At 45.6% G+C, this 26,628-nt stretch carries 29 protein-coding genes; 14 read left to right on the top strand and 15 right to left on the bottom strand.

The window, feature by feature from the left end:
* Nucleotides 1-7 precede the first annotated feature (7 nt).
* Both CSH92_RS13695 and dusA read right to left on the bottom strand, forming a co-directional pair.
* Complete coding sequence (locus CSH92_RS13695; RefSeq protein WP_100658196.1) at nucleotides 8-289, bottom strand: hypothetical protein; 282 nt, start codon at nucleotides 287-289, stop codon at nucleotides 8-10.
* 215 nt (nucleotides 290-504) lie between these two features.
* Nucleotides 505-1,476 carry a tRNA dihydrouridine(20/20a) synthase DusA gene (gene dusA / locus CSH92_RS13690; protein ID WP_240612826.1) on the bottom strand — a complete coding sequence of 324 codons (972 nt, stop codon included), beginning with the start codon at nucleotides 1,474-1,476 and terminating at the stop codon, nucleotides 505-507.
* Nucleotides 1,477-1,840: 364 nt separating this feature from the next.
* Here dusA and CSH92_RS13685 point away from each other — a divergent pair, with 364 nt between their 5' ends.
* Both CSH92_RS13685 and CSH92_RS13680 read left to right on the top strand, forming a co-directional pair.
* Nucleotides 1,841-3,292 (top strand): RimK family protein, encoded by a 1,452-nt coding sequence (locus CSH92_RS13685; RefSeq protein ID WP_100658194.1) that lies wholly within the window; start codon nucleotides 1,841-1,843, stop codon nucleotides 3,290-3,292.
* A gap of 2 nt (nucleotides 3,293-3,294) precedes the next feature.
* Nucleotides 3,295-4,407, top strand: a complete 1,113-nt coding sequence (locus CSH92_RS13680) for a GNAT family N-acetyltransferase/peptidase C39 family protein (RefSeq protein ID WP_100658193.1) — start codon at nucleotides 3,295-3,297, stop codon at nucleotides 4,405-4,407.
* On the opposite strand, the gene CSH92_RS13675 is transcribed toward CSH92_RS13680, so the two are convergent.
* From CSH92_RS13675 to CSH92_RS13665, 3 genes are read right to left on the bottom strand one after another with little or no spacing between them, the layout of a single operon-like run.
* Complete coding sequence (locus CSH92_RS13675) at nucleotides 4,404-4,829, bottom strand: CBS domain-containing protein (RefSeq protein WP_100658192.1); 426 nt, start codon at nucleotides 4,827-4,829, stop codon at nucleotides 4,404-4,406. The two genes, CSH92_RS13680 and CSH92_RS13675, sit on opposite strands and share 4 nt — an antisense overlap.
* Before the next feature lie 17 nt (nucleotides 4,830-4,846).
* On the bottom strand, nucleotides 4,847-5,707 hold the full coding sequence (fghA, locus tag CSH92_RS13670) for an S-formylglutathione hydrolase (RefSeq protein ID WP_100658191.1): 861 nt from the start codon (nucleotides 5,705-5,707) through the stop codon (nucleotides 4,847-4,849).
* 13 nt (nucleotides 5,708-5,720) lie between these two features.
* Complete coding sequence (locus CSH92_RS13665) at nucleotides 5,721-6,842, bottom strand: S-(hydroxymethyl)glutathione dehydrogenase/class III alcohol dehydrogenase (RefSeq protein ID WP_100658190.1); 1,122 nt, start codon at nucleotides 6,840-6,842, stop codon at nucleotides 5,721-5,723.
* Between the two features lie 99 nt (nucleotides 6,843-6,941).
* Between CSH92_RS13665 and CSH92_RS13660 the strand changes: the two genes are divergently transcribed.
* Genes CSH92_RS13660 through CSH92_RS13650 form a run of 3 tightly spaced genes read left to right on the top strand, consistent with a single transcriptional unit; the run spans nucleotide 6,942 to nucleotide 10,002 of the window.
* Nucleotides 6,942-7,847, top strand: a complete 906-nt coding sequence (locus CSH92_RS13660) for an acyltransferase (RefSeq protein ID WP_100658238.1) — start codon at nucleotides 6,942-6,944, stop codon at nucleotides 7,845-7,847.
* Between the two features lie 4 nt (nucleotides 7,848-7,851).
* On the top strand, nucleotides 7,852-8,745 hold the full coding sequence (locus CSH92_RS13655) for an acyltransferase (RefSeq protein WP_100658189.1): 894 nt from the start codon (nucleotides 7,852-7,854) through the stop codon (nucleotides 8,743-8,745).
* A gap of 3 nt (nucleotides 8,746-8,748) precedes the next feature.
* A complete protein-coding gene (locus CSH92_RS13650) occupies nucleotides 8,749-10,002 on the top strand; it encodes a mechanosensitive ion channel family protein (RefSeq protein ID WP_100658188.1) in 1,254 nt (417 codons plus the stop codon).
* Here the strand turns inward: CSH92_RS13650 and CSH92_RS13645 are convergent.
* A complete protein-coding gene (locus CSH92_RS13645) occupies nucleotides 9,999-10,190 on the bottom strand; it encodes a hypothetical protein (RefSeq protein ID WP_100658187.1) in 192 nt (63 codons plus the stop codon). The genes CSH92_RS13650 and CSH92_RS13645 overlap by 4 nt on opposite strands.
* A gap of 252 nt (nucleotides 10,191-10,442) precedes the next feature.
* On the opposite strand from CSH92_RS13645, the gene CSH92_RS13640 reads away from it, so the two are divergent.
* Together CSH92_RS13640 and CSH92_RS13635 are read left to right on the top strand one after the other, a co-directional pair.
* On the top strand, nucleotides 10,443-11,258 hold the full coding sequence (locus CSH92_RS13640) for a DUF2884 family protein (RefSeq protein WP_100658186.1): 816 nt from the start codon (nucleotides 10,443-10,445) through the stop codon (nucleotides 11,256-11,258).
* A 60-nt stretch (nucleotides 11,259-11,318) separates the two neighbouring features.
* Nucleotides 11,319-12,164, top strand: a complete 846-nt coding sequence (locus CSH92_RS13635) for an NAD(P)H-binding protein (protein ID WP_164084750.1) — start codon at nucleotides 11,319-11,321, stop codon at nucleotides 12,162-12,164.
* Here the strand turns inward: CSH92_RS13635 and CSH92_RS13630 are convergent.
* The 3 genes from CSH92_RS13630 to CSH92_RS13620 all read right to left on the bottom strand — a co-directional run bounded on the left by CSH92_RS13630 (nucleotide 12,153) and on the right by CSH92_RS13620 (nucleotide 14,892).
* Entirely contained in the window at nucleotides 12,153-13,574 is a 1,422-nt protein-coding gene (locus CSH92_RS13630; protein WP_100658184.1) for a sodium-dependent transporter, read from the bottom strand. The two genes, CSH92_RS13635 and CSH92_RS13630, sit on opposite strands and share 12 nt — an antisense overlap.
* Before the next feature lie 177 nt (nucleotides 13,575-13,751).
* Nucleotides 13,752-14,489 (bottom strand): SDR family NAD(P)-dependent oxidoreductase, encoded by a 738-nt coding sequence (locus CSH92_RS13625; protein ID WP_100658183.1) that lies wholly within the window; start codon nucleotides 14,487-14,489, stop codon nucleotides 13,752-13,754.
* Complete coding sequence (locus CSH92_RS13620; protein WP_100658182.1) at nucleotides 14,479-14,892, bottom strand: thiol-disulfide oxidoreductase DCC family protein; 414 nt, start codon at nucleotides 14,890-14,892, stop codon at nucleotides 14,479-14,481. The genes CSH92_RS13625 and CSH92_RS13620 overlap by 11 nt, the downstream gene beginning before the upstream one ends.
* Nucleotides 14,893-15,011: 119 nt before the next feature.
* On the opposite strand from CSH92_RS13620, the gene msrA reads away from it, so the two are divergent.
* Entirely contained in the window at nucleotides 15,012-15,548 is a 537-nt protein-coding gene (msrA, locus tag CSH92_RS13615) for a peptide-methionine (S)-S-oxide reductase MsrA (RefSeq protein ID WP_100658181.1), read from the top strand.
* Between the two features lie 152 nt (nucleotides 15,549-15,700).
* On the top strand, nucleotides 15,701-16,321 hold the full coding sequence (locus tag CSH92_RS13610) for a hypothetical protein (protein ID WP_100658180.1): 621 nt from the start codon (nucleotides 15,701-15,703) through the stop codon (nucleotides 16,319-16,321).
* A gap of 39 nt (nucleotides 16,322-16,360) precedes the next feature.
* On the opposite strand, the gene CSH92_RS13605 is transcribed toward CSH92_RS13610, so the two are convergent.
* Nucleotides 16,361-17,542, bottom strand: coding sequence for a hypothetical protein (locus CSH92_RS13605; RefSeq protein WP_240612818.1), 1,182 nt, complete (start codon nucleotides 17,540-17,542; stop codon nucleotides 16,361-16,363).
* A 161-nt stretch (nucleotides 17,543-17,703) separates the two neighbouring features.
* Here CSH92_RS13605 and CSH92_RS13600 point away from each other — a divergent pair, with 161 nt between their 5' ends.
* The 4 genes from CSH92_RS13600 to CSH92_RS13585 all read left to right on the top strand — a co-directional run bounded on the left by CSH92_RS13600 (nucleotide 17,704) and on the right by CSH92_RS13585 (nucleotide 21,518).
* Complete coding sequence (locus CSH92_RS13600) at nucleotides 17,704-19,620, top strand: metallophosphoesterase family protein (RefSeq protein WP_240612817.1); 1,917 nt, start codon at nucleotides 17,704-17,706, stop codon at nucleotides 19,618-19,620.
* Nucleotides 19,621-19,638: 18 nt separating this feature from the next.
* Nucleotides 19,639-20,175: a flavodoxin FldB gene (gene fldB / locus CSH92_RS13595; RefSeq protein WP_100658179.1), complete on the top strand. Its 537-nt coding sequence runs from the start codon at nucleotides 19,639-19,641 to the stop codon at nucleotides 20,173-20,175.
* Nucleotides 20,176-20,186: 11 nt separating this feature from the next.
* The gene (locus CSH92_RS13590) at nucleotides 20,187-21,008 is read left to right on the top strand and encodes a CLCA_X family protein (RefSeq protein ID WP_100658178.1); all 822 of its coding nucleotides are present in this window, start codon (nucleotides 20,187-20,189) and stop codon (nucleotides 21,006-21,008) included.
* 111 nt (nucleotides 21,009-21,119) lie between these two features.
* On the top strand, nucleotides 21,120-21,518 hold the full coding sequence (locus CSH92_RS13585) for an ExbD/TolR family protein (protein ID WP_100658177.1): 399 nt from the start codon (nucleotides 21,120-21,122) through the stop codon (nucleotides 21,516-21,518).
* 54 nt (nucleotides 21,519-21,572) lie between these two features.
* Here the strand turns inward: CSH92_RS13585 and CSH92_RS13580 are convergent, their stop codons facing one another.
* The 4 genes from CSH92_RS13580 to CSH92_RS13565 are packed head-to-tail and all read right to left on the bottom strand — an operon-like array spanning nucleotide 21,573 to nucleotide 23,844.
* Nucleotides 21,573-22,079, bottom strand: a complete 507-nt coding sequence (locus CSH92_RS13580) for a YgjV family protein (RefSeq protein ID WP_100658176.1) — start codon at nucleotides 22,077-22,079, stop codon at nucleotides 21,573-21,575.
* Between the two features lie 14 nt (nucleotides 22,080-22,093).
* On the bottom strand, nucleotides 22,094-22,465 hold the full coding sequence (locus CSH92_RS13575; protein ID WP_100658175.1) for a hypothetical protein: 372 nt from the start codon (nucleotides 22,463-22,465) through the stop codon (nucleotides 22,094-22,096).
* A gap of 10 nt (nucleotides 22,466-22,475) precedes the next feature.
* The gene (locus CSH92_RS13570) at nucleotides 22,476-23,252 is read right to left on the bottom strand and encodes a methyltransferase (protein ID WP_100658174.1); all 777 of its coding nucleotides are present in this window, start codon (nucleotides 23,250-23,252) and stop codon (nucleotides 22,476-22,478) included.
* Nucleotides 23,215-23,844, bottom strand: coding sequence for an NAD(P)H-binding protein (locus CSH92_RS13565; RefSeq protein ID WP_100658173.1), 630 nt, complete (start codon nucleotides 23,842-23,844; stop codon nucleotides 23,215-23,217). Before CSH92_RS13565 ends, CSH92_RS13570 begins: the two co-directional genes overlap by 38 nt.
* Before the next feature lie 62 nt (nucleotides 23,845-23,906).
* Here CSH92_RS13565 and CSH92_RS13560 point away from each other — a divergent pair, with 62 nt between their 5' ends.
* The gene (locus CSH92_RS13560) at nucleotides 23,907-26,132 is read left to right on the top strand and encodes a S9 family peptidase (RefSeq protein WP_100658172.1); all 2,226 of its coding nucleotides are present in this window, start codon (nucleotides 23,907-23,909) and stop codon (nucleotides 26,130-26,132) included.
* 49 nt (nucleotides 26,133-26,181) lie between these two features.
* Here the strand turns inward: CSH92_RS13560 and CSH92_RS13555 are convergent, their stop codons facing one another.
* A complete protein-coding gene (locus tag CSH92_RS13555) occupies nucleotides 26,182-26,556 on the bottom strand; it encodes a PH domain-containing protein (protein ID WP_100658171.1) in 375 nt (124 codons plus the stop codon).
* Between the last annotated feature and the right edge of the window lie 72 nt (nucleotides 26,557-26,628).

Below are 26,628 nucleotides of genomic sequence, written 5' to 3'. Positions count from 1 at the left end.
CAAGTACTTATTCTGATTTAGGTAATTCGTTGTTTTGCGATTCTGCCGCGGTCAATTCAGTGACTTTCACTTTTGCTTTGATTTCACTGTCGTGCTCAGAAATATTGTGAGCGGTATTGGCTACTGCCTCTGCCGCTTGGTTTTGCAACTCATCGACCGTAATTTCGACAACACTGGTCAGCATGCGGCTTACCATACTTTGTAAGACATTTTCCTGCGCCATTGCAGCAGGACTTAACAAACTAGCGCCCAAAACCAATGTTGCTGTGATGCGTGTGATAACTTTCATAATCCATTCTCTCTATCTTGGTATTCACCGTTGACTTGGAATAGATATAGCGAAGCTTGTGCCAATTCTGCGAAAATCGAATAAGCCACTGATTAATATTGATTTTTTGAAATTATGGAGAAGTTATGATAAATGAATTAGAGCGTACAAATGACCGGACTGGTCAATTTAACCACCACATGTAGTCATTTTGACCAAATTATAAACAGAGTTGGTTAGGAAGCTAACGATGAGCGCAGTCGCACCTGCTCTGCAGCAGCTAAAACAGCGTCTAAACCATGCAGTACGATATCAGGCTGGGGTGAACGGCCTGTACCATTTTGACTCAAGTAACGGCGCCAAACTCGCCCACCGGGCTGCCCTTGAAACAAACCGAGCATATGACGCGCGATGTGCCATTCACGCGCACCAGCAGCAACTTCCTGGCGAATATATTCACTCATTTTGGTTACGATCTGCTCGCGGGTTAGTGCGTGATGGTCCTGATCAAAAATGTCACGATCGGCTGCGGCTAACAGATAGGGGTTCGCATAGATCTCGCGTCCGATCATTACGCCATCAACATGCTTGAGATGCTCTTTGGCTTCGGCAAAGGACTTAATTCCGCCATTAATACTGATCGAGAGTTCGGGGAATTCTTGTTTTAATGCATATACCCGTGGATAAGACAATGGCGGAATATCGCGGTTTTCTTTCGGACTCAGGCCCTGCAACCACGCTTTGCGTGCATGCACAATAAAAGTATCGCAACCGGCATTAGCTACTGTTTGAATGAAGCGGCTCAAATCCGCATATTCATCCATATCATCTATGCCTATCCTGCATTTAACAGTAATCGGAATATCGACTTCAGCCTGCATAGCTTGTATGCAATCAGCCACTACGCTTGGCTCTGCCATCAAGCAGGCACCAAAACGACCATTTTGTACTCGATCTGAAGGACAACCAACGTTGATATTGACTTCATCATAGCCGCGCTCTTGAGCCAGCACTGCACAGCGAGCCATGGCATCGGTGTCAGAACCGCCTAGCTGAAGAGCGACTGGATGCTCAGCAGGATTAAATTCGAGATAATCTCCTTTGCCATAGATGATGGCCCCAGTAGTGACCATTTCTGTATACAACAAGGTTTGTTTAGACATCAAGCGATAAAAATAGCGGCAATGTTTGTCTGTCCAATCCAACATGGGGGCTACAGATAATCGTCTATGTTGATCAAGATTGCTCACGCTTTACGCCTTTTACGCGGGAATTACAGATTACCGGCGGATAATATCACTTCCTGGTACGATTTAAAAAGTTACCTGCTACATCTCCTGTCGCACACGTCAATCTCCGTTAACTGAGTCCATTCTAATTGCCGGCTCAGCATATAAAGGTTTTAAAGCGAGCGACATGTCGGCACAAACCCGCTCTTAAGCTAGTTAACAATCGATTTATAGATCTAATCGTGACGATAAAAAAAAGTCACGTAAATAACCCTTGTGGACACTTGCGTTGCACAAAGAATAGCCTATATTCCACGCGTCTTTTATTACACTTGTTATCTCCGTGGCCAAACCATTAATCGTTGCCGATTCCGAAATTGATATCGGTACTACAGACATTCCCGTCGAACTTTTTGCCGACTACTTAGCGCATTACCCCAAAAAAGGTGAGCCAAAGATGTTGGTCATTAATTTATGTGACACCAGTCGTTATTTAGGCGAAGGTTATTATTGCTCGCTATTGGCTGAAGCACGGAAACATCAAGTTTTGCCTAGCGTCAGCACCATTAACGATTTAAAGCTCGACGCTCACGGTCAAGCCCGTCAGGTGGCTTTGACTAACGCACAAAGCAAACATCTGAAAATGGATGAAAGCATCGAGCTGCTGGTATTTTTTGGTCAGAGTCCAATTGAAAACTACAGAAAGGTCGCTAAACACCTGTTTGGACTGTTCCCTGCACCTATTCTTAAAGTCGTTCTGAGCAAAACTCAAACCGTCGCGTTAGCCTCGGTACAGACAGTTTCAGTCGAAAGCCTGGACAGTGAGCAAACTGCGTTGTTCTCTGCTGCGCTGCAACGTTTCACCGAATCGACCTTTGTAGGCGCACGCAGCAATAAGACTGCTCGCTGGGACATGGCTATTTTGTATAACCCAGAAGAGAAAACCCCACCAAGTGACAGCAAGGCGCTAGCTAACTTTGTCAAAGCTGCGCAACGGGTGGGTATTGATGCTGAATTAATTACCCCGGATCAAGTGCATTTAATCGATACCTATGATGCGCTGTTCATTCGCGAAACGACGGCAATCAATCACCATACGTACCGCATCGCTCGGCGCGCGGAACAACATGGCCTGGTTGTAATTGACGACGCGACGTCGATTTTACGCTGTTGCAACAAAGTGTTCTTACAGGATGCGTTTACCTACAGTAATGTACCAGCGCCACGCAGTGAATTTGTCTCATCATGCAGTGCTGAGGTCTGTGCCGACTTGGAACAGCGCTACGGTTATCCGATGGTACTTAAATTACCTGAAAGCGCGTTCTCTTTGGGTGTACATAAGGTAGAAAGCCGTGACGAATTGCGTGCCCGTTTAACGCAGATGCTTGAACATTCTTCTATCGTGCTGGTACAAGAATTCCTGTTTACTGACTATGACTGGCGCATTGGTGTACTCAATGGCAAGCCGATTTACGCCTGCCGCTATTTTATGGCACGTAACCATTGGCAAATTTACAACCATGAATCGAAAAAAGACTTCAGTGGCGGCTTTGAAACCTTACCGACGTTTGAAGTGCCTCGACCTGTTCTTGATGCGGCAGTGCGCGCGAGTGCAGTCATTGGTAAAGGGTTATACGGCGTAGACATTAAGCAAATTCAAAATAAAGTCTATGTGATTGAGGTCAACGATAACCCATCCATCGAGTCCAAAGTTGAAGATGTTTATTTAGGCAAAGAATTGTACACCATCATTATGGAAGAATTCGCGCAGCGTCTGGAGGCGCGAGGTCGCTAACCATGTTGAACTTGGACTCAGTCGTTTTTCGTGCGGCGCAGCGCGCTGATGTCGCGCAACTATATGCTTTGGAGTGTGAAGCTTTTGCTACTGATCGTTTGTCAGCCAAACGATTCAAGCACTGGGTTGCTGCCGAGAATTGCATATTCCTGGTCGCAGAAGTCGATCGTCAAGTACTCGGCTATGGATTGGTGTTACTGCGCAAAGGTACTCAACTCGCGCGTCTTTATTCTATTGCTATAAGTCCAAGTACGCGAGGTTCGGGGTTAGGCGCAGCATTACTGCAACGATTAGAGCAAGCTGCGCTCAAGCAAGGCCGCTTGTTTATGCGCTTGGAAGTTGCAGAAAACAATACCTCAGCAATCACACTTTATAAGCGTGCAGGGTATGAGCCGTTTGGTGTTTATGCGGAATACTACGCGAACAATATTGACGCGATTCGGATGCAAAAGCCTATCCGTCAATTGGCAGTGCAAACTTTGCTACCACGCTACCCTTGGTACCGCCAGACCACTGAATTTACCTGCGGACCGTCAGCACTGTTGATGGCCATGCATCATTTAGATGACGCCATACAAATGACGCAAACCCTTGAATTAGCTCTGTGGCGCGAGGCCACCTCAATTTATATGACTTCAGGTCATGGCGGTTGTCACCCGTATGGCTTAGCACTAGCGGCTCATCGACGTGATTTTGCCGTTGAAGTCTATGTTTCTTATGCCGAGGGATTATTCATTGATGGGGTGCGCAGCGCTGAGAAAAAACACATCATGCAGGTTGTTGAGCAAACCTTTCGCGATGAAATGCAGCAAACGGCGATTCAGTTGCACGAAACTACGCCGACGCTGGACATGTTGCAGCAGCATCTAATGCAAGGTGATGCCATTGTGGGTTTGATCAGTACATATCATTTGAGTAATAGCAAAACACCCCACTGGGTGTGCATAACCCATATTGATGAAGCCTGTTTTTACTTGCATGATCCGGATGCTGAAAGTGAAACCACCAACCCCTTGGAATATCAGCATATCCCCATCAGTAATCAGGACTTTCTCAAGATGTCAGGTTATGGCAAGCAAAAACTACGCGCATTTATTATCTTGCGACGGCACTAACTTTGGGATTTATTAATCTTCTCATAAAGCCAATTAATGATGTCTCGCCAAGTAATAACCCCGACCGGTTTGCCGTCGGGGTTAACCACAGGCAAGCAGGAAACCTTATATTGCTTGAATGTGGTTATGGCATGTTTCAGCGAATCCCCTTGCCGGATGCTAACCAGCTTACGTTTAACGATTTGATGAACGCGTTTATCTAGCGTAGCCAAATCTTTCGCGCGAGCCGCCGGTAAATCAACTGTCGGCGTCGTTGCTTTGAAGTAATCTCGGTCAGAAATGACCGCCACGAGCACATGATTATCATCTACCACGAGCAGATGATGAAAACGGTGCTTGATAAATAAGTCCCGCACCACTTTCAAGCGGTCATCCATGTTTACGGTGACCACATTTTTCGTCATCAACTGATCCACAGACATCTTTAGTTCCGCTCCTTTTACTCTGCTTCACCAGCAAACAGGTGCTTGGCATGAAAGGCCAGATGTTGGTCGATGAATGTAGCGATAAAATAATAACTGTGGTCATAGCCGGTGTGCAGGGAATAATTCAGACTGAGATCATTCTCCTGCGCCGCCTTGATCAAACTATCTGGCATCAATTGTTCCACCAAAAACTCATCGTCACTGCCCTGATCGATGCGAATTGGCGGTATTTCTGTCGCGTGCGATAGCAAATCCGTGGCATCGTACATGGCCCATTTGGCTTTGTCGTTTCCGAGATAACCGCTGAACGCTTTTTGCCCCCATTCACATTCCATGGGATGGCAAATTGGACTGAATGCAGAAACCGACCGATACGCTGCTGATTCGCGTAACCCAATCACTAATGCTCCGTGACCGCCCATGGAATGACCGCTGATGCTTTTATCTTTGGTTACATTAAAGTGGGCTTCAATGATTTTAGGCAATTCTTGGGTTACATAGTCGTACATATTGTAATTAAGTGCGAACTCCGCTTGAGTCGCATTCAGGTAAAAACCTGCACCTAAGCCAAAGTCATACGCGCCGTCCGGATCATCAGCCACGCCGTATCCGCGCGGACTTGTATCCGGCATAACGATAGCAATATTGAGATCCGCTGCGGCTCGAAACGCTCCTGCTTTCTGGGCAAAGTTTTGATCATTGCACGTAAGACCTGAGAGCCAATAAAGCACTGGAACTGCCTTGGGATCCGCCCCCTGTGTCGCCAAAGGTGGTAAAAACACGCTGGCAGTCATGGTGCAATGATTCACATTCGATGGGTGTTCAAAGCGGATCAAAAGTCCCTCAAACACGCGCTGTGTAGATAAAACTTTCATAGTAGCTGCCCTGTTAGAAATTAATTACGCTGCGAATACTTTTGCCCTCATGCATCAAGTCAAAAGCTTGATTAATATCCGCTAATCCCATTTTGTGCGTTACAAATTCATGTAAAGGGATTTCGCCAGCAAGGTATTGCTCAACAATCCCGGGCAACTGCGTTCTGCCTTTAACGCCCCCAAACGCGGTGCCGCGCCAAACTCGACCGGTAACCAATTGGAAAGGCCTTGTAGAGATTTCTTGTCCTGCCCCAGCCACTCCGATAATTACAGACTCACCCCAGCCTTTATGGCAACACTCCAACGCGCTACGCATAACATTTACGTTGCCAATACACTCAAACGAATAGTCCACTCCGCCATCGGTCATCTCAACAATAACGTCCTGAATGGGTTTATCATAATCCTGCGGATTAACCACATCAGTGGCTCCTAATTTCTGCGCTAAATCAAATTTACTGGTGTTAATATCAATGGCGACAATACGTGATGCTTTAGCCATTACTGCACCAATAACCGCAGATAACCCAATCCCACCCAAGCCGAAGATCGCGACGGTAGCACCTTCTTCAACTTTCGCGGTATTTAACACAGCCCCCATGCCGGTGGTTACTCCACAACCGAGCAAGCAGACTTCCTCAAGTGACGCATTAGGGTTTATTTTGGCCAATGATATTTCAGGTAGCACGGTGTACTCTGAGAATGTTGAACACCCCATATAATGGTAGATTGGCTGGCCATTAATTGAAAAGCGCGTAGTGCCGTCCGGCATTAACCCCTGACCCTGAGTTGACCGGATCTTCTGACATAAATTCGTTTTTCCCGATTGACAAAACTTACACTCACCGCATTCGGGTGTGTACAGTGGAATAACATGGTCCCCTACGGCGACTGAAGTAACGCCTTCTCCAATAGACTCGACGATACCGCCTCCTTCGTGCCCGAGGATACAGGGGAACTTACCTTCGGGATCATCCCCCGACAGTGTGTAGGCATCGGTATGACAAACCCCTGAGGAAACAATCCGGATCCTAACTTCGCCACGCTGCGGCGGCATTACGTCCACGGTTTCAATGGACAGCGGCTTACCTGCCTCCCATGCCACGGCGGCTTTACATGAAATGATGTCTGACATAGTGTGCTCCTATTGTTTTTATCCACGCATGTATTCGGATTTTAGCGGTTTTCGTTTACAATGCGCGCTTTTATCGGTCGCGAAAGGGTTAGTTGCAAAATGTTTAAGCAAATAGGCTACACCATTGCTGGCAGCCTGTCCGTAATTCTGTATTTTCTGAATACAATTTTTTGGGTGATCCCGATAATGTTGCTGTCGGTGCTCAAATTGATTCCCGTTCCTATCTGGCGACGCGGCCTTTCCCACTTACTTGACGGATGTGCAACCAACTGGATAACAATCAACCGACTGAATCAAAACATCTTTAGTCGCGTCAAGTGGAACGTCAACGGTCTTGATTCACTTTCGACTGACGATTGGTATTTAGTCATTGCAAACCATCAAAGTTGGGTCGATATTTTAGTTTTACAGCGGGTGTTTAATCGCAAAATTCCGTTCTTAAAATTTTTTCTCAAACAAGAGTTGATTTGGGTTCCCTTTCTCGGGCTCGCATGGTGGGCTCTCGATTTCCCGTTTATGCGTCGGTACAGCAAATCCTTTCTGGCGAAGAACCCACATTTGAAAGGTAAAGATTTGGAAACTACGCGTAAAGCCTGTGAAAAATTTCAGCACAAACCGGTCAGTGTGATGAATTTCATTGAAGGTACTCGTTTGACGCCCAGTAAACACGCTCGGCAGTTGAGCCCATACGAACACCTCCTGAAACCCCGTGCCGGAGGTATCGCTTTTGTGCTTAGCGCTATGGGCTCGCAGTTGCATAAATTGGTTGATGTTACGATTTACTACCCGCAGGGCATTCCTTCCTATTGGGATTTTGTTTGCGGCAAAGTGAAAGACATTAAAGTGAATATAACGGTCACGCCCATCGCCGATCTTTTTAGCCAAAACATATTTACCCAACGCTACTTTGATGACCCTGAACAACGCGCCATTTTTCAACAATGGCTAAATAGTGTATGGGCGCAAAAAGACCAGCAACTTAAACAACTTTCAACGCAGGACTAGCCGTATGATGCGTGTCGTTTTCGCTCCCATTATTTTTCTTCTTCACTTACCCCTGCAACTGCTCAATTTAGCGATTTGGGGTTTGCTTATCATCATGTTCGGTTTGCTGAAGTTGATCATCCCTCAAGCGATTACACAACGATTCATTAACCCGTTAATGAATATATTTTTGCTCGCTTTTGGTCAAATCAGCGTAGCAATGATCAAGTTATTTAATCCAATTACTATTGAATATCGCGTCGACGGGCAACTTAGTCAGCAGAGTTGGTACTTAATTATTGCTAACCATTTAAGTTATTTGGACATTGTTTTGTTGATCCATTTTGCCCACAAGCGTATTCCTCCGCCGAAATTTTTCCTTAAGAAAGAACTGATCTGGATGCCATTTGTTGGGCTCGGAGCCTGGGCGCTCGATATGCCGTTCATGCGCCGCTACTCACAAGCCTTTGTAGCGAAAAATCCGCATTTGCGCGGCAAGGACATCGAAACTACGCGGAAATCCTGCGAGAAATTCAAATCGCAACCAACTACAGTGATCAATTTCGTCGAAGGTACACGTTTTACCCCTGTAAAACATCAGTTGAAAGGCAGTGAGTTTGAGTGTCTTTTACCCCCCAAGGCTGGCGGTATTGCGTTCACTCTGGCTGCAATGGGTGAACTGTTTACTAACATTCTAGATATCTCTTTAGCCTACCCGCACAATCGTCGCCATCCCATGCTCGAAATGTTAAGCGGCCAAATGCGCAGCATCATCATTGATGTTAATGTGTTACCTGTAACCGAAGATGTGATTGGCGACTACTTTAACAATGCCTCTTTTAAGGCGCGCTTTCAGCGTTGGTTAAATGAACTTTGGTGTGCCAAAGATCAACGCCTAAAAACCCTATTAGGAAACTAACTTATGTTAAGCGAACTCAACGTTAAACAAGTGTTGCTTGAGCAAGTCCAAATGCTTGTGCCTGCAGCGACACTGGATAGTGTTGCATACTTCGCTGCAGCATGTTTGGTGATTTTGCTTAGTGCTGTGTTGTCGCTTTGGGTCACTCGAATTGTGGTCAGTGACAAGGTTACGCATTTTGTAATGCGCACTCGCAGTCAGTGGGACGATGAGCTGCACCGGCACCATTTCTTCAAACGCTGTGGCCACATTGTGCCAGCGATCGCGATAAGCCTAGTGGCCTATGCTCTCTTACCCGATGACTCTAAGCTACTCTCGGTCATCGAAAAATTATCCATGATCTATTTGGCGTTGGCCTCGCTGTTAATTATCAGTGCGGTGCTAAACACGATTGAAGACATCTATAATAAGTCTTCGCTGGCCAAACGGGCACCAATCACTGGCTTTATTCAGGTCGCTAAGCTGCTGTTTACTATGATCGTGATTATTCTGGTGATCAGTTTACTTATCGATAAAAGCCCGATTATCCTGCTCTCTGGTATGACCGCCATCGCTGCTGTTTTGTTACTTATTTTCCGCGATACCATCTTAGGCTTTGTAGCAGGCATCCAAATTGCGGCTAATCGCATGTTTAACACAGGTGATTGGATTGCGATGCCAAAATACGATGTGGACGGCGAGATACTGCTGATCGGACTAACCAACGTTAAAGTGCAAAATTGGGATAAAACGATATCGACTCTGCCCACCTACTCCTTAACCACCGAAGCAGTCAAGAACTGGCGTGGTATGAGTGAATCAGGCGGCCGCCGGATCAAACGGGCAATAAACATCGACCTGCGCAGTGTGAAATTTTGTGACCAGGATATGCTGCAAGAATTTGGCAAAATCCGCTACATCAAAGCCTATATCGCGGATAAGCTCAACGTCCTGAAAAGTTATCATACTGATCAGCACATTGACGAACAGGACTTGCTGAATAGCCGTCGCTTAACTAACTTAGGTACGTTTCGCGCGTACTTGCGCAGTTATATCAGTAATCATCCGGAAATTAATAAAGATATGACCATGATGGTTAGGCAGTTAGCACCGACTGAGGTAGGTTTGCCGCTAGAAGTTTATTGTTTTAGCGCCAACAAAGACTGGGTCGCGTATGAAGGGATCCAAGCAGATATATTCGATCACGCCATCGCGATGTTGCCTTTATTTGGTTTGAAGGCCTACCAGCGCGACAACGTGATGCAGGTTAAAGACTAAATCAGTAAGTAACTGAGTAATCCACTAAGGGCGATACCAGATACCCCTAAATAACCATATTCGATGCGCTCTTTGAGCGCTTCTGCGCCAGTTTTATCGGATAAGAAGCCCATAATAACACTGCTTAAACCCAAGACCAGTGCAACTAATGTCACGCCAAACAAAATCGCGTTTAACCAATCAGCCATGTTAAAAACCCCTTTTCTAAAGTGCGCGCATTATGCCTTAAGCTGTTTATCAATGGTATGCCACTTAACTATTTTTTGCAGATTTATTGACCTTGGTCAAATTGACCAACTGTTTGCCAACATCGCTACTTTTTAAGTTTACCTTTCTTGCCAACCTCTCTCAAAAATAACTAACCCATTGATATTAAATAATTTTAAAAACTGGCCCAAGAAATGAATAAGGATAATTAAACCACGATAAGGAATGGATTAATGATGAAAATGCGTACTTTTATGACTCACTCAGCAATGGCAGTAATTCTAGCTACCAGCACTTCAGCATTGGCGCACACCAATTTTACTGACAGTTGTAATATTAACTTTGAAGGCGAACTCTCTTTTAAAGATGAGGTTCTGTCTATCACCCTTGAAAATGGTGATATCGCGCATTTTACCCCTGACGGTCAAATTGATATTAACCGTGACAGCCTAGATTTAACCGCCGAGCAAAAAGCCGATGCGCAGCAGTATTATTCATCGATCACAACTGCGATCCCCATGACTGCTGAAATTGCTGTGGATGCACTTGAAATAGCCAGTGGTGCGGTAACTGAAGCGTTTGGCGAACTGCTGGGCTATGACGACCCGCTTGTCAATGAATTTGACGATTTCTTCGCCGATCTAAATACCAGTGTTAACGAACAGTTTTATGCCGCGGATGGTACTTTTACTATGCGCTCTTCAGATGACAACGATGGACGTTGGGTCAGCCCTGCATGGGAATCTGAGCTGGAAAATAAAATTGAAGATATGGTTGGCAAATCGATTGGCCGTCTTTTAGTTGCTATCGGTACAGAGATGGTCATGGGCGGCGGCGATATGAGTGCGTTTGAAGCCAAGATGGAGAACTTTGGTGAACAAATCGAACAACGCGTCGAATTTCAAACTGACGAACTTGAAGAAAAAGCTGAAAACCTCTGCATGACACTGAGCAGTGCCGACCTTGCGGAAGCAAAATTAGCGAACAGCGTTAAGGAGCTGAGCTCATTGAACATGCTGGATATCGAGAACCCTCGCTTTAAAATGTAATTAACTACATAAAGCACTATAATGCCCCGCCTAAGCGGGGTATTTTTTTGGGTCATGTTTATGCAACAAACGAGTAAACCAACGATCGCTGTAATTGGCTGCGGTTGGTTGGGTTTCCCTTTAGCGCGGCACCTAGCCAGCCTTCACTACCCGGTGGTAGGAACTTCTCGAACAACATCTACGCTGGAAAAACTCAGCGCCCTCGGCATAACCGCTCAATATGCAGATGTATATAAGCCTGCGACTTTTTCGACACCCGCATTGAGTAACGCTTCTACTTGGGTGTTTACGATTGCTGCAGGTCGTAAAAACACCGATTTCAATGCCTACGTTGGTGCCATTCAAGCCTGTCTAAAGCTAGCTAAACAAGACCCGAAAAAGCAGATTGTGTTTGTCAGTACTACAGCAGTCTACGGCAATATTTCAGGCCTTGTAGACGAGCAAACGCCGACCGCTCCAGTGACCGGATCAGGCAAGGCGCATGTTGCAATTGAAGAGAATATACGCCAGCAATTTCCTCAACAACATACGATATTACGCCTTGCAGGATTAGTTAATCGAGCGCGCCACCCGGTGCGCACGCTGTGTAGGAAACAAAGGATAGAAAACGGCCAACAACGAGTTAATTTAGTGCATCAAGCTGATGTAATTAGCGCCTTGTCAGCTATCATAAAGCAACGGCCGAACAACTTCGGTACTCTGGTATTAGCGAGTAGTGAACACCCTCGACGAGATGACTATTATCGCTGGGCAGCTGCCCAGCTCGACTTACCTCAACCTGACTTTATTCCAATTGAAGAAACGGCCAATGATGACACAGGAAAGTTAATAGATGCGCGCGCATCATGCGCTGCAATTGGGCTGACATTGCGTTTTGCCAGCCCTTACGCAATGTTAGCTGAATAGCGATACGCCGAAGTATTTCACTGCAACTGTATTAACGAAAATAATCAACAAGATAACAGGAATAAAGGTACCTACAGACAAGTCAACGTAACGTTCGAACAACGAGCCTTTATAGGCTGGTGCGCCTTCGTCTAACTCAGCATTGAAGTTATGTTTTTTCCAGCGGTAAATCACGAATATACAAATCAATAAGCCGTTAAGCGGTAAAATTGTGTCGTAGAAAACGTCATACACAACATCAAAGAACGACTTGGAAGCGCCAGCGTAACCGGTAAATTCAGTAAAGAAACTTACCATGCCAAAGGATAACGCGCAGAATACCGCCAGAATAGCTAACAATATCCCCAAGATACCAAGGGCGGCTTTACGTGATATCCCCTTTTCATCAATTAAAGCAGCTACAGGTACTTCAAAGATAGAGACAATCGAGGTGATGGCAGCAAAGAACACCAGCAAGAAGAACACGCTGGCAACGACACTTGCTCCCAAATAGCCAAGGGAGGCTTGCAGCGCCAAAAAGATTTTCGGTAAGAACGTAAAGATCATGCTGATTGAAGACTCACTCAGCTCGGTCGGATCCACGTTAGGATTAAAGGAAAAGATCGCCGGAAGGATCATTAAGCCTGCAACAAACGCTACGGCCGTATCGGTTAATGCCACCAATTTTGCCGAGCCTGGAATATCAGCTCGTTTATTAATGTAGCTGCCGTAAGTGATCATTATCCCCATACCCAACGACAACGAGAAGAATGCTTGCGAGAGCGCACCATTTACGACTGAAGCATCAATCTTACTAAAGTCTGGGATCAGGTAATACTTAACGCCTTCTATTGCATTGTCTCGGGTGAGTACAAATATTACTAGGGCGAGTAGCATGACAAACAATGCCGGCATCATAAGCTTAGCCGCTTTTTCGATACCCTCTTTCACTCCGCCTTGCAGTATCAAATACACGATACCTAAGACCACTGCCATATAAATGAAGATGGATTGACTGTTGATGAATGTGCCAAAGGTTTCAGGGTTTGCAAGATGAACAAGATCACCGGTTGCAGACTCAAACAGGTAACCAAATATCCATACCGTAATCACCAAATAAAATACGGCTATCATAAATGGCGTTATTATCGAGAGCCAACCCGCTATTTTCCATGGTGTAGAGCCGTTAGTCAGTTTGCTGTATGCACCTAGGGGATCCTTCCCTGCATGCCGGCCAACTGACATTTCAGCCAACATAACCGGTAAGCAAATTAAGAAAACGAAAAGTGCATACATTAGTAAGAAGGCGCCACCACCATTCTTCGCTGCACCTACCGGGAAACCAACCAAATTACCGATACCTACAGCTGACCCCGCGGCAGCCAAAATAAACCCTAAACGAGAGCCAAACTCTTCTCTAGCAGCGGCCATAACATCTTTCCTTTATATTTATTATTGTAGTCGCGCTCTTTCTAAACTAGCGCATGTGTTAGCGGTATGTTAACAGTAGAATGGCAACCTGCCTAGAGACTGTATCGCTTCTCAATGTCACTTATCGGTTCGCTCAACTGCTTCAATTATCGTTTTTTTTGCTCCTAATGGCTTGTCTTACCAAGGTATGGATTTACCATCCCAATCAATGTACGCCAAATTATTATTATCCGGCAGGGATTGTAGATGCTTGATTAATTGAGAAGCCGTGAAATCCGGCGTAAACAATTTATTTGGCTTCACATTCGCTTGGAAAGGCTTTGACAAAGGTGTATCTACTGTACCGGGGTGATAACAGACTAATTTAGCCTTTTTAAAACGGCGAGCAAATTCTATGCTGGCAGTTTTCATCAGCATATTCAGTGCAGCTTTTGATGCGCGGTAGCTGTACCATCCCCCTAACTGATTGTCGTTGATACTACCCACCCGAGCACTGAACACGACCCATTCACTGCGCGTGGTTTGCTCGAGTAATTGAGCTGCAAATTTCAGCCACAATGCATTGATACCAGTATTCACCGAAATCACTTGAGTGAAGGTATCAATGTTTAAGTCTTCGAGTTTTTTTTCTGGCTGCACATCTGGCGTGTGCAGCATGCCAACGGTGCTAATAACACGATTAAAGCGAACGTCTTCTGCCTGCCACTCCGCGATTAATTCCTTAACTTGCGCCTCATTCCCCGTGTCACAACTTACCCACACCAGCTTGGATGAATCTTGAAAAAAGTCTTGGCTACCGCGAGAAACCACATACACCCGTTCGACCACTGGCTCAGATAGGTGATGCTCAATCAATGCCTGTGCTATGCCTGAGCTACCACCAATAATTAGGATTCTCTGCTGGTTACTGCTCATTTGGATTTTCCTTATTAGGTAGGGCACATTGGCCAGTGTCACACCGTTTTTGCCCCGTAAGCCAATAAGATAGCGTATGGCGATGACGGGCGAACCAGAGATAAAAGCGATCAGCAAGAGGCCGGATTAATGGCCAGCGCAATGGCGCATACAGCCAGCCGTGCCCTACTAGCTTCCACGCAGTGTAGGTAACGTCTAGCCCGGTCAATATTTTACCGTCCGACCAACGACCATGGATCCGAGCATCTAAAGTCGCGTAGTCAAGTTCAGGGAAGCGCTGCGCAAAATCTGGCTGATTAATGTCCTCAAAAACGAGTTTACCGCTTTGATTGCGTTGCATTAGATGACGCATTTCCTTCATACATAGTGGGCAATTGCCATCATAAAACAGCGTAAATTGCATCGTTTACCTATCTATTTTGTTTGTTTCACCCTATAAGTACGGTCAGATAGCCAGAGCGGATGACTTGATTTTGTCAGCGCAGTACATACGTTAGTTGTTCCAATGCAAAGGAGTCCAATATGAGTCATTTACAAAAAGCGACATTAGCCGGCGGCTGTTTTTGGTGTCTGGAATCGGCGTTCAACAGCATCAAAGGGGTGGAAATCGCCTATTCTGGCTATGCAGGCGGTAGCACAGAAAATCCAACGTATGAGCAAGTATGTTCTGGCGACACTGGCCACGCTGAGGTAATCCAAATTACCTATGATGAGGAGGTGATCAGCTATCGCAGCTTATTAGAAATCTTCTTTGCTCTGCACGATCCCACGCAGCTAAACCGCCAAGGCAATGATATTGGTACCCAGTACAGAAGCGCAGTTTTCTATCACGATGATACGCAAAGACAACTGGCCGAGGAAATCATTGCAGAAATTAACCAACAAGGGATCTGGCCCGATCCAGTTGTTACAGAGGTGGTGCCGTTGTCCAATTATTGGCAAGCTGAAGACTATCATCAGGATTACTTCAGCAATAACCCACAAAACACTTATTGCAATATGGTCGTCGCGCCCAAATTGGCGAAATTTAAAAAGACCTTTGCTGACAACTTAAAGTAAACCATTGATCACCAGGGTATTCGCTTTAAGTCGTGCGATACCACGCAAAATATAAGGGCTTTGCAAATATAATTACGTAGACAATTTCACTTTCATCAGTAGAATTCCGCTCGCTAAATCAAGTTGGATTAGCATTTAAAAGGAATTCTACAATGAAAAAAATCGTATGTGCCCTCGCACTGGCTGGGATCAGCCAACTTGCATCAGCTCAAGAGACTCTTCCCACTCATTCTACTTCAGGAGAGTGGGACGTCGGTGTCCGCGCCGCCACAATTAACATCGATGAAGCCACGGCGCTGTCGCAAGGTGTTGAAGATACGGCGTACTTCATCGGTTTTACCGGAAACTATCTGCAAAACAATTGGATCACGACATTAGGCATGGATATCGTCGTCTATGACGATAACGCTGAATTTAGTCAGGTTGTTGTTGGTGACGGTCTATTCAATGATGGCGATGTTTCTACAGAGTCGTCATCTGCCAACGGTATTTTGTTGTCCGTTGCGACTGGCTATCAATGGGTCTTTGGTGAACGTGCCGATGTTTCGTTTGCGTTACAGGGTGGCTTTAGCCAAATGCTTTATTCTGAACGTTCAATAGACTACTGCTCCAATTGCTACAGCGAAGACATCGATGTTGATGGAGGCCTGTTTGTGCAAGCCACTCTGATGAAACACAATGAATCCATCGATGTTGGTTTGTTCTTGCAACAGTATGTTAGTGGCGACGGTGTGGATAACGCACTGGGCGCGCACCTTAGATTTAGATTTTAAAGATAATCAAAAGTGAGACCTCGAACATACGAGGTCTTTTTAATTTAAATAACGGTGCAGCCACTCAGGTTGTATTGGAAGTTTAAATAACAGCGGCGCCATAGCTGCGTACCGTGGTTGATTGGAAGCGCACTGAACATTTTTCAGATAATTCTTTTTCCATGGATCATTGACCAAAAACAAATCAATACCAACAACAGCGACTCCTTCCAGTGACGAATTATCCATTAACTCATATGCACCACAACTGGGGTCATTGCTTAACGTCGGCGCATGAAACTGCAAATCAATGATTTGCGTTGGCTGCTGCTTAGCCAGATCAATCAGCCACAATTGATTGTCATTACGCGCAGCGGCAACGAGTAAACCTGGATGCTCGCCTGCCAGAGGGATGTAGTCCATGCCATTAATTGGATGATTCCCACCATTTGGAAAACTAGGTAACCACAAATTGGGATCATTAACCTTGGCGAAATCAGTTTCCTGCCAGAACTCAGCGTCCACGTTTACACTAAAAATACGCGGATTTCCTGCAGCATCTTTTTCAAGTCCGAGATAGAGGACTCGGTTTGGGCCGAACGCCATGCCCTCGATACCGTCATTGGGAAAATCACCCACATTAAATTCTAATGCGAATTGTAACGGACGCACGTGTGTCAAAGTCACAGTTTCGTTTTGCACAACTGCGCGTACAAGTAACGTTGGATACGCGGTAGAACCAGTCGCTTCAAACCGTTGCTGGCAGCGCGGAGTTAAAGCCCCTGTGCGAGTCGCGTCTTCGGTAACAATGATAAATACATTCGCTTCATCCGGATCTTGTACGATAGCCTCATAGTCTGGCTCATCGGCCAAATATTGACTAAAACAACTTCTTCTCACCGCTGTGCTCATCTTCATCGGCCCAAGTTTTCGTTGCACCATCGCCGAAGCGGGATCTATCAGATGTAAGCGTCGACGTTGCTCCGGAAGTGCACTGCCATCCGATATGGTGATCAAAGAATCACCATAAGCAATCAACCCTGAGGTTTGCGGATCCGCCATGACTGAACCATCTTGCTCAGTAATCCAAATACCATCAACGACAACAGGAGCCGGTGCGTTAGCATCATTTATTTGAGCAACCTCGTCTACCGGCGCACAGCCAACGCCTACAGTCATAATAAGCGCTAACAAGGCTCCGCTAAAAAGGCCTAGGCGCGACGCATAAATATCAGAAATCAAAAACTTCTCCGTCGTTGTTTAGTTATCATAGGCTGAATTTAAGTCGGTGTATCATAAGCAAAAATGCCACAGAGTTCAGTAGAATTTATCGGTTCAATGACTTTATGAAAAGGTTTGTCGCTGTTAGACTCAAGCATCGCTAAATAAATCAATCGTATACATTGTCAAACAGTAAGCGCACTACAAGCCAGTCGAGTGAGTTGCCAGCAATACTTGCCGGTCCAATTTTGCGACGTGTCGCCCCTCAAGAATTAGTCGTCTGGCTGGTTAGCAGTCGTCCGCTTAACTTAGGCGTGGATCTGTTAGACTCCAATAGTGAACTAATTGCGCAGTTTTCTTCCAATCACGAAGCATTTCAATACCAGCAAATACCTGTTGGCGAGCGTGCTTTTGTAGGCTTAGTTCAAATCAAACAACAGACGCTGTTTACTCCAGGTGAAACCTACGCCTATCGGTTAATCGACTACGCCGATAATGGGCAGGATTTGGGTGACAGACAACTCTACTATCAAGGCGAAACTGCATTTAGTTTTCGCTGCGTGACTCAACTATCCCATGTGGTTCATGGATCTTGTCGCAAGCCGCATTTTGATGGTGAGGACGCCTTACCCGCCATAGACAGCTTAATTGAAAAAGCCCCGAGCCAGAGGCCTGATCTATTGCTTATGAGTGGCGACCAAGTATATGTAGATGATGTCGCCGGTCCTATGTTGTATGCGGTCCGCCAAGTCATTGATATACTAGGGCTTTACGAAGAAGACTTAGACGATGCCACGCTGAATAACAGTGCGCAATTGAGTGATGCTGAATTAGGCTATTACCAACGCGAAAAAATTCTTCCTAAAACCGCCGACAATAGCTTGCTCTCTTCTTTATTTTTTGGTGCGAAACAGAAACCTATTTTCACCTCGGTTAATGCCAAAAATCATCTCATTGCATTTAGCGAAGTGATGGCCATGTATATCTTGGTGTGGTCGGCGCAACTATGGCGTTTTGTCAAAGCTGGCATGCCAGAGAATGTTGAAGAACAATTTCAAGCGCAGTACCGAAGCGAACAACAAATCCTCGCCAGATTCGTTGACAAATTACCTCGCACTGCTCGCATGTTAGCGCATATTCCCACCTACATGATATTTGATGATCATGACGTTACCGACGACTGGAATCTAACTCGCGGGTGGGAAGAAGAAGTTTACGGGCATCCTCTATCAAATCGTATGGTCGGGAACGCCTTGGCTGGTTATTGGTTATGTCAGGGCTGGGGTAATAATCCTGATATTTTTGCGCCATTAGTGCAAGTTGCTAAAACGACGTTTACGACTGAGGGTATCAAGTCGCAAGACCAATTTATCGAGGCGCTTTATGATTGGGATCAATGGCACTACTGCCTGGATACAACCCCCTCAATCTTTGTCATGGACACGCGCACGCGGCGCTGGCGTTCAGAGTCAAACCCGAATAAACCCTCAGGATTATTAGATTGGGAAGCGCTGTGTGAGTTTCAGCAACAAATATTAGGTAAAGACTCTGTTATTGTCGTCTCGGCAGCCCCTATTTACGGACTGAAGTTTATTGAAGCTGTACAAAAAGTATTTACTTTTTTCGGCAAAGCACTGATGGTCGATGCGGAAAACTGGATGGCGCACAAAGGTACAGCGCAGGTTATTTTGAACATTTTTCGCCATTACAAAACACCGCCGTTATTTATGATTTTAAGTGGCGATGTCCATTACTCATTTGTTTATGACGTAACCCTACGCTTTCGCAAGAATAGTCCGAAGATTCTCCAATTTACCTGCAGCGGATTTAAGAATGCGTTTCCAACGGGTTTGCTAAAGGGTTTTGAGCGCCTCAATCGGTTATTATATTCCAAGCGTTCACCGCTCAACTATTTCACTCGCCGCCGCAATATGCGGATTGACGAGCGCGACCCTAATCCAGATAGCCACTCCTGCGTATTAGGTCATGTGGTCAACACTCCTGCAGTCGGGCAGTTGTTACTGAACGATCAAGGTGAACCTGACCAATGCCAGCTATTACTGGCTGACGGCACCACCATTACATTTACCCAAGATTAACGAGTACGCGCGATAAACATGAGCGAAGAAACATTCAGCATTGGCCTGTTTTACGGTTCTACCACCTGCTACACCGAAATGGCAGCGGAAAAAATACAACAACACCTTAATCAATTACTGGGATTCGAGTGTGTGCATTTATTTAATCTACAAGACACGGCACTCAGCAAAGTCGCCCAATTCGATATTTTAATTTTGGGGATATCAACCTGGGATTTCGGCGAAATACAGGAAGACTGGGAGTCGCAATGGGATGATATTCGTACACTCGATCTTGCTGGAAAGGTAGTTGCACTGTTTGGTCTAGGTGACCAGATAGGATATGCAGACTGGTTCCAAGATGCACTTGGAATGCTGCACGATGAAGTTATTGCGCGCCAGGCCACTGTGATTGGGTACTGGCCGAACGAGGATTACGAATTCACCGCCTCAAAAGCTTTAACTGAGGATCAGCGCTATTTTGTTGGTTTATCACTAGATGATGAAAATCAGTATGACAAGACCGATGCACGTATTGCGCGTTGGTGTGAACAATTACTCAGTGAGCTCAGTTAGGCAAAACTAGCATGTCCCAACCAGGCCGCTTGCAGAAGCCTTTTTATCGCAATGGTGAAAACCATCGCGCGGGGGCAGATGTCACGTTTTCCGATATCAAGCGAGTATTTGGTTTTCGCAGTATCACCATTGGCCGCTGGGTTAACCGCTCAGAACAACAAATCGCCGCCAACTTATTTTTTGACGCGTTATGTGATTTATCCGATCTGCTGGCCGTTCCAACGCCAGTGATATCACTTAATGGTACTTTATCATTAGCTTTTGGAACTGGAGGCAGGAAGTCAGTAAGTGCTCACTATGATTCTTCCAACGCAACCTTAGCACTAGCCAAAAACGCAGGTGGTGGAGCGCTGGCACATGAGTGGTTCCACGCGTTTGACCACTACATTGCGAAAAGAGCGTTTGTCGATGCTGGTACCTTAGATTTTGCCAGCGAGTTATGGCTTCAAGGCAAAACCACACATCCACATCCATTGAACAATTTACTCAACGAGTGGTTTCAAATGGTCTTTTTCCAACCGAACGCCATTGACAATGAAGCATTAAATTCTAGTGCTTACCTCAAGCGCAGCGTCGCCATCGATCGACAACTTAATACGTTTTACTATTCTCGTCCGCAAGAAATTACAGCACGCGCGTTTGAGTCAGTTCTTCAAGACAACCCGATAAAAAATCATTTTTTAGTGGCTGGCACCAAGCAATCGACTGAAGCACAGCTTGGTGCATACCCCACGCTCGCCGAACGACAGGAGTTAAGACCGCTGCTATACCGATACTTTAGCCAACTTGGCGCGGCCATTCGATATCAACAAGAACAGCGCAAAGTGCGGTAACTCGTCGGATCTGCGCGATCTTTTAATAGAAAGATCACTTCAGGGGCTATTCATTTTTATTTGAGCAAGTATACTAACAGGTCTGATTGACGTTAAAAGATTGCTAAAGAGATGAAAAGAAAAAAGCATACCTCGGCTGACGACGAAGCACAGATCGATATGACCCCGATGCTAGACATCGTATTCATTATGTTGATTTTCTTCATTGTGACCACGTCGTTTGTAAAAGAGAAAGGTCTTGAAGTTAACCGTCCGAAGGACAACAACTCACCAACACAACCAAGTAAAGCTTTGTCTATTCAGATTGATGAATATGGCAAGATCCGTATGAATGGTCGAGATGTTGATATTCGTCGTGTTATCGCTAACATCCAAACTTACTTAGCTGAAAATAATACTGACTCAGCCGCCATTCAAGCTCATGAAGATACAGAGCATGGAATTGTAGTTGAAGTAATGAACCAAGCTAAAGAAGCGGGTATAGAGAAAGTATCTGTTCTGGTTAAATAAGGTTCTAAGTGTTTGCTAAAACCGAGCCTCTATGGCTCGGTTTTTTTATGTCCATTATTCTTTGTAACTCACGTGCCGCTCTTGCCAAAGCTTCAAGCCGATGCTGAATAAGTTACTAATATTGAAAACACTACCAAAGATACTCCCCACCGAAAGCGCGTAGATTAGACCGAGAACTTCAGCGAGCACAAACCAACGGCGAACCTGAGTAGCGTTCTGCAGGACAATCGAGCCGACGGTGAAAATAAGTGAACTGGCATAAGCAACAAGTATCATTAATCCATGTTTTAGCACGAACAGTTCATAGCAGAGGAAGCCAATGTTTAAAGCGATGAATAGATACAAAATACCGTTGTGACGATAACGCATGGCAACAATGTTACGAATACTCGCCAGCATACAGCCGATGCCGGCCGCCATTGCACCCAATAAAAAGAAATGCGTACTGACACTGGCTAGTGCCAGTGCAGAAATAAAACGATAATGATTAATTTCATTCTGCCGGTAGCCGATGAAATTCAGGATCACGGCGACTGCACCAAATGCTTCAGCTAAATACAACGTATAACCTCTAATTAAATAATATTGGGACCAAACACCGATTGAATAGGGAGCTGAGACGTTGAAATAGTTGCAGTTCCAACAATGTGATCAGCAGGCCGCGCGACCATGCGATAATGTGTCTCGCAAAAGTCTGCCAAAACAATCGCATAAGCAGGCATCTCTTCAACACCGAGTCCCAACGGGTCAAAAAGCGGCACATCATACTGATCTATGGTCAAAATAGGTAGCATTTGCTGGCTAATTTTGCAGTATTTATCTGGGATTGGGTCCGGGATCTGTGCGTAGACTTCGAAGCAAGGCACTCTAAAGGGAACGCCCATCCAAACATAATCAAGCACCGCTATATGTGAAACCGTGTCTGCGAGGATTTCGTTAACTGGCATTCAAACCTCTCTAAAAGTTCAGATAAAACGCCTGACAAAGTTGACGGTACTCTTCAGTATAGACACGATCAGCGGTATAAACATTTAGGCGTTGCTGCAAAGTCATTTGCTTCTTTTTACTAACTTCATAGACGCAGCGGTTAACTGACTGATTAGCCACACTGGCAATGTCGAGTCGATGAGCCACATAAAGGCCGCAGTGTTGCAGATGATTGACCCAATCATCATGTGAATCTGCGGGTAAAATCACGAACGCTTTACCTGTTGATGCCAACCCTAGCTGCAAACCTGTAGCTAATTCAGGTAGGCTCAAACCAACCTGCGAACGCGCGTATTGGCGCGCTGCGGAGTAATTATTAAAGCCCCGACTAGGAGATTGAACCACGTCAAAATAGGGCGGGTTGCTGATCATGATGTCAAACTTCATCGGTGCCTCAGCTAGCCATTGTTTTGCATCTTGATGAACGACACTAACACTATCAGGCCAAGGACTGCTCGCGACATTGTGCCTCGCCTGATGACAAGCCGCGCTATCAATATCGAGCGCTGTAATCTTCAATTGCCCTTGTGACCACTGCGCGAGCATCAACGCGAGCAGTCCACTACCACAGCCAATATCTAACGCTGTTTTGTTGACCGCTGGTTCCACTAGATGGCCTAATCGATGAATGGCGAAACTGCCCAAGACAATACTATCAGTACCCACTTTCATGGCACAGTTACTGTCTTCAATGGTAAATTGTTTAAACTTAAAAATGTTGCAACTCCACCATTTGCCGCGCAACATCGGCCGCTTCAACTGGGCGGTACTTCTCCAAAGGGCCAAGCATTAGTGGGCCGAACAATTTGCCAGCCCAAATCCCCAGAGCCTCTGCATAACGGGTGTCGTTGCGTTCACCAAGTAGTAAAGAAGGCCTCACAGCCGCGGCATGAGACAACTGTGGCATACTCATAATGGCGTTTTCCAGCTCACCTTTGACACGCAGGTAAAAATTACTGCTCTTTGCATCAGCACCAACTGAAGAAATCCAAACGAACCCCTTTGCCCGCTGCGCACGTGCCAATTGTGCGGCCACGTGCACATATTCAAAGTCCACCCGTCGAAAGCCCGCTTTAGATCCTGCTTGCTTGAGTGTTGTTCCTAAACAACAATATACATGGTCAACCGTAAAGTAACCCTGATAGTCTTGTAGCTGCTCAAAATCAATAACCACGGGCTGAAGTTTGTTGGCAGGATCAACGAATTGGGCGCGGCTCAGAGGCTTACGCACTAATACAGTAACATTGGCATAACGCGGATCAGCCAACAATTGTTGAGTCAACACGCGGCCAACCAAGCCCGTTGCACCGAGCACAATCGCTGTTTTATCGCTAGTCACTTTGGTTCCTCGTTGCGATGCTCTACACTAGCACCTCAGTGTAAAACAAAGACGTAATAATAATGAAAAAACTCTGGTTTCTTTTACTGTTTTTTAGTGTAAATAGTTTTGCCAACTCGGCACTAACCATAGAACGTATATTTTCTTCACCGTCGCTCGACGGTACTGCTCCTGTGCAACTTAAAATTTCGCCTGATGGTAAGCGGGTAACTTTCTTACAGGGCAAAGTTGATGATTATGAGCGCTACGACTTATGGGAGTATCACATCGAGAGTGGCGAAACCCGCTTACTCGTTAATTCAGATGACTTACATCAAGGTGACGAAAACCTTTCAGATGAAGAAAAAGCGCGTCGCGAGCGAATGCGCCTATCTGGCACAGGCATCGTCGATTACACCTGGTCAGCCGATGGTAGCGCGCTATTATTTCCTCTCGCTGGTGACGCCTACTACTACCGTCTCGCCACTGCTGATACTCCAGCAACGGTGAAACAATTATTGAATACGCCTGAATTTGAAACAGACATCAAGTTGTCACCCAAAGGGAATTATATTTCGTTTATCCGCGAGCAGAACCTGTACATTAAATCAATTAATGATGGTGAGGAACTGGCCATCACTCAAGAGGGAGGCGGCGATATTAAATTTGGCATGGCTGAATTTGTTGCCCAAGAAGAGATGGGGCGTTTGACCGGATATTGGTGGTCACCGGATGAGTCCCAACTGGCTTTTACGCGTGTCGATGAGGCGCCTGTAGATGTAATAACACGCTCTGAAATTTACGCGGACTCCATCACGATGATCGAGCAAAAATACCCGCGTGCAGGAACTCCAAACGCAACGGTTACTTTGGCGATCCAATCCGTTCTATCAGGGCAGCGAGAATGGGTCGATTTGGGCTCTGAGCAAGACATCTATTTCGCTCGTGGTCAATGGGCCAAGGACAATCGACATTTTACCTATCAATTGCAATCCAGAGACCAAAAGCAACTAACCTTATTCGCCTACGATACGACGCAGAAAACGTCAAAAGTGCTGCTAAAAGAGCAAGCTAATACTTGGGTGAATTTGCATGATGACTTAACGTTTTTAGATGACCAGCAGCATTTCATCTGGGCATCTGAACGCGACGGTTTCCATCATTTATACTTGTACCACCTGTCATCTGGATTAGTGCGGCAACTGACCAAAGGCAGTTGGGTCGTTACCTCATTAGATGCTGTAAATGAGCAAAGCCAAACCATCTTTTTCAGTGGTCGAAAGGACACGCCGTTAGAGAACCACTTATATAGTGTCTCTTTAGCCGGCGGTGATATTACGCGTATAACGCAGCGAAACGGATTTCACGAAGTCACTTTTAGCCATAATGCACAAATTTATGTGGATAGCTTTTCCACTGTAAACACGCCTCCTCAGGTCAGTGTGCATCGTGCCTCCGGCGCACAATTAACGTGGCTGCAGGAAAATAGCATTGGCAAAGATCACCCATTACAGGCGTATCAGTCGCAATGGGTAAAACCAACCTTTGGCACGTTACAAACTGAAGACAACGTAACATTGCATTATCAGTTATTTACCCCACAAAAACTGCAGGGTAAACATCCGGTCATCGTCTATGTATACGGTGGTCCTGGGGTACAAGTTGTCAGAAATAGGTGGTTTGGTCCGCGTGGATTAATGATGCAGTATTGGGTTAACCAGGGCTACGTAGTGTTCTCCATCGATAACCGCGGTTCAAATTATCGTGGCAAGGCGTTTGAAGATCCGCTTTATTTGAAAATGGGTGAAACCGAGGTACAAGACCAAATTGTCGGGGTTAAGTATCTACGTACATTGCCATTTGTTGATCCTGAAAGAATTGGTATTCACGGCCATAGTTACGGTGGCTACATGACCATAATGAGCATGTTTAAAGCTGGCGACTATTTCAGCGCAGGGGTGGCAGGAGCACCGGTAACCGATTGGCGCTTATATGATACGCATTACACTGAACGTTACATGGGCAATCCTAATGAAGTGGATGCTGCCTACACTGCCGCGTCTGTATTTCCCTATGCAGAAAACCTAAAGGGGCCTCTTTTGATTTATCACGGAATGGCGGATGACAATGTATTGTTTACCCACGCCACAATGCTTTATAAGCATCTACAAGATCGTGCGATATCTTTTGAGGCAATGGATTACCCCGGTAAGAAGCACAGTATTCGCGGTAAAAATACGCGCATCCATATGTACAAAACGATTACGCAGTTTTTCGAGCGTAATCTAATGCCTCCGACTCAACCCTAAAACCAAGACATTTCGCCGGCACTCGCGAGCGTTTGCCGGCGCTCACATGTTAGCCGAACATCGCGGTTGCTAAAGCCTTTTGCAAGCTTTGTGCGGTATCCTTGCTAAGCTCGGTATGTAATGGCTCAGCTTGACCTGAAATCCAGATCTTCAATTCAGCATCCATATCAAAGTGGCCCGCTGTTTCGACTTTAAACTGGGTGATCGCACGATATGGAATGCTGTAATAATCAACCTTTTTACCCGTCATGCCTTGTTTATCAATGAAGATCACCCGACTCGTGGTCAATACAAATAAATCCCTGATCAGCTTATAAGCTTGTGTAACCTGTTCAGAATCCGCCAATACCGGGGCTAGCTCTTCTTGAATTTCTCCAGCATCGATTTCTGAGGCATTCCCCAATAACTTATCTAGTAATCCCATAATTGTTCCTTAACATTGTTTGATGAATTATTTATCTGCGTTTTAAGTTTTAATCAGTGCCCTATCCTAAAC

The organism is Neoalteromonas flava (assembly GCF_002807685.1).
Taxonomy (GTDB): Bacteria; Pseudomonadota; Gammaproteobacteria; order Enterobacterales; family Alteromonadaceae; genus Alteromonas_E; species Alteromonas_E flava.
Note: the sequence above shows the minus strand (reverse complement) of the source record. Positions and strands in the feature narration are given on the sequence as shown.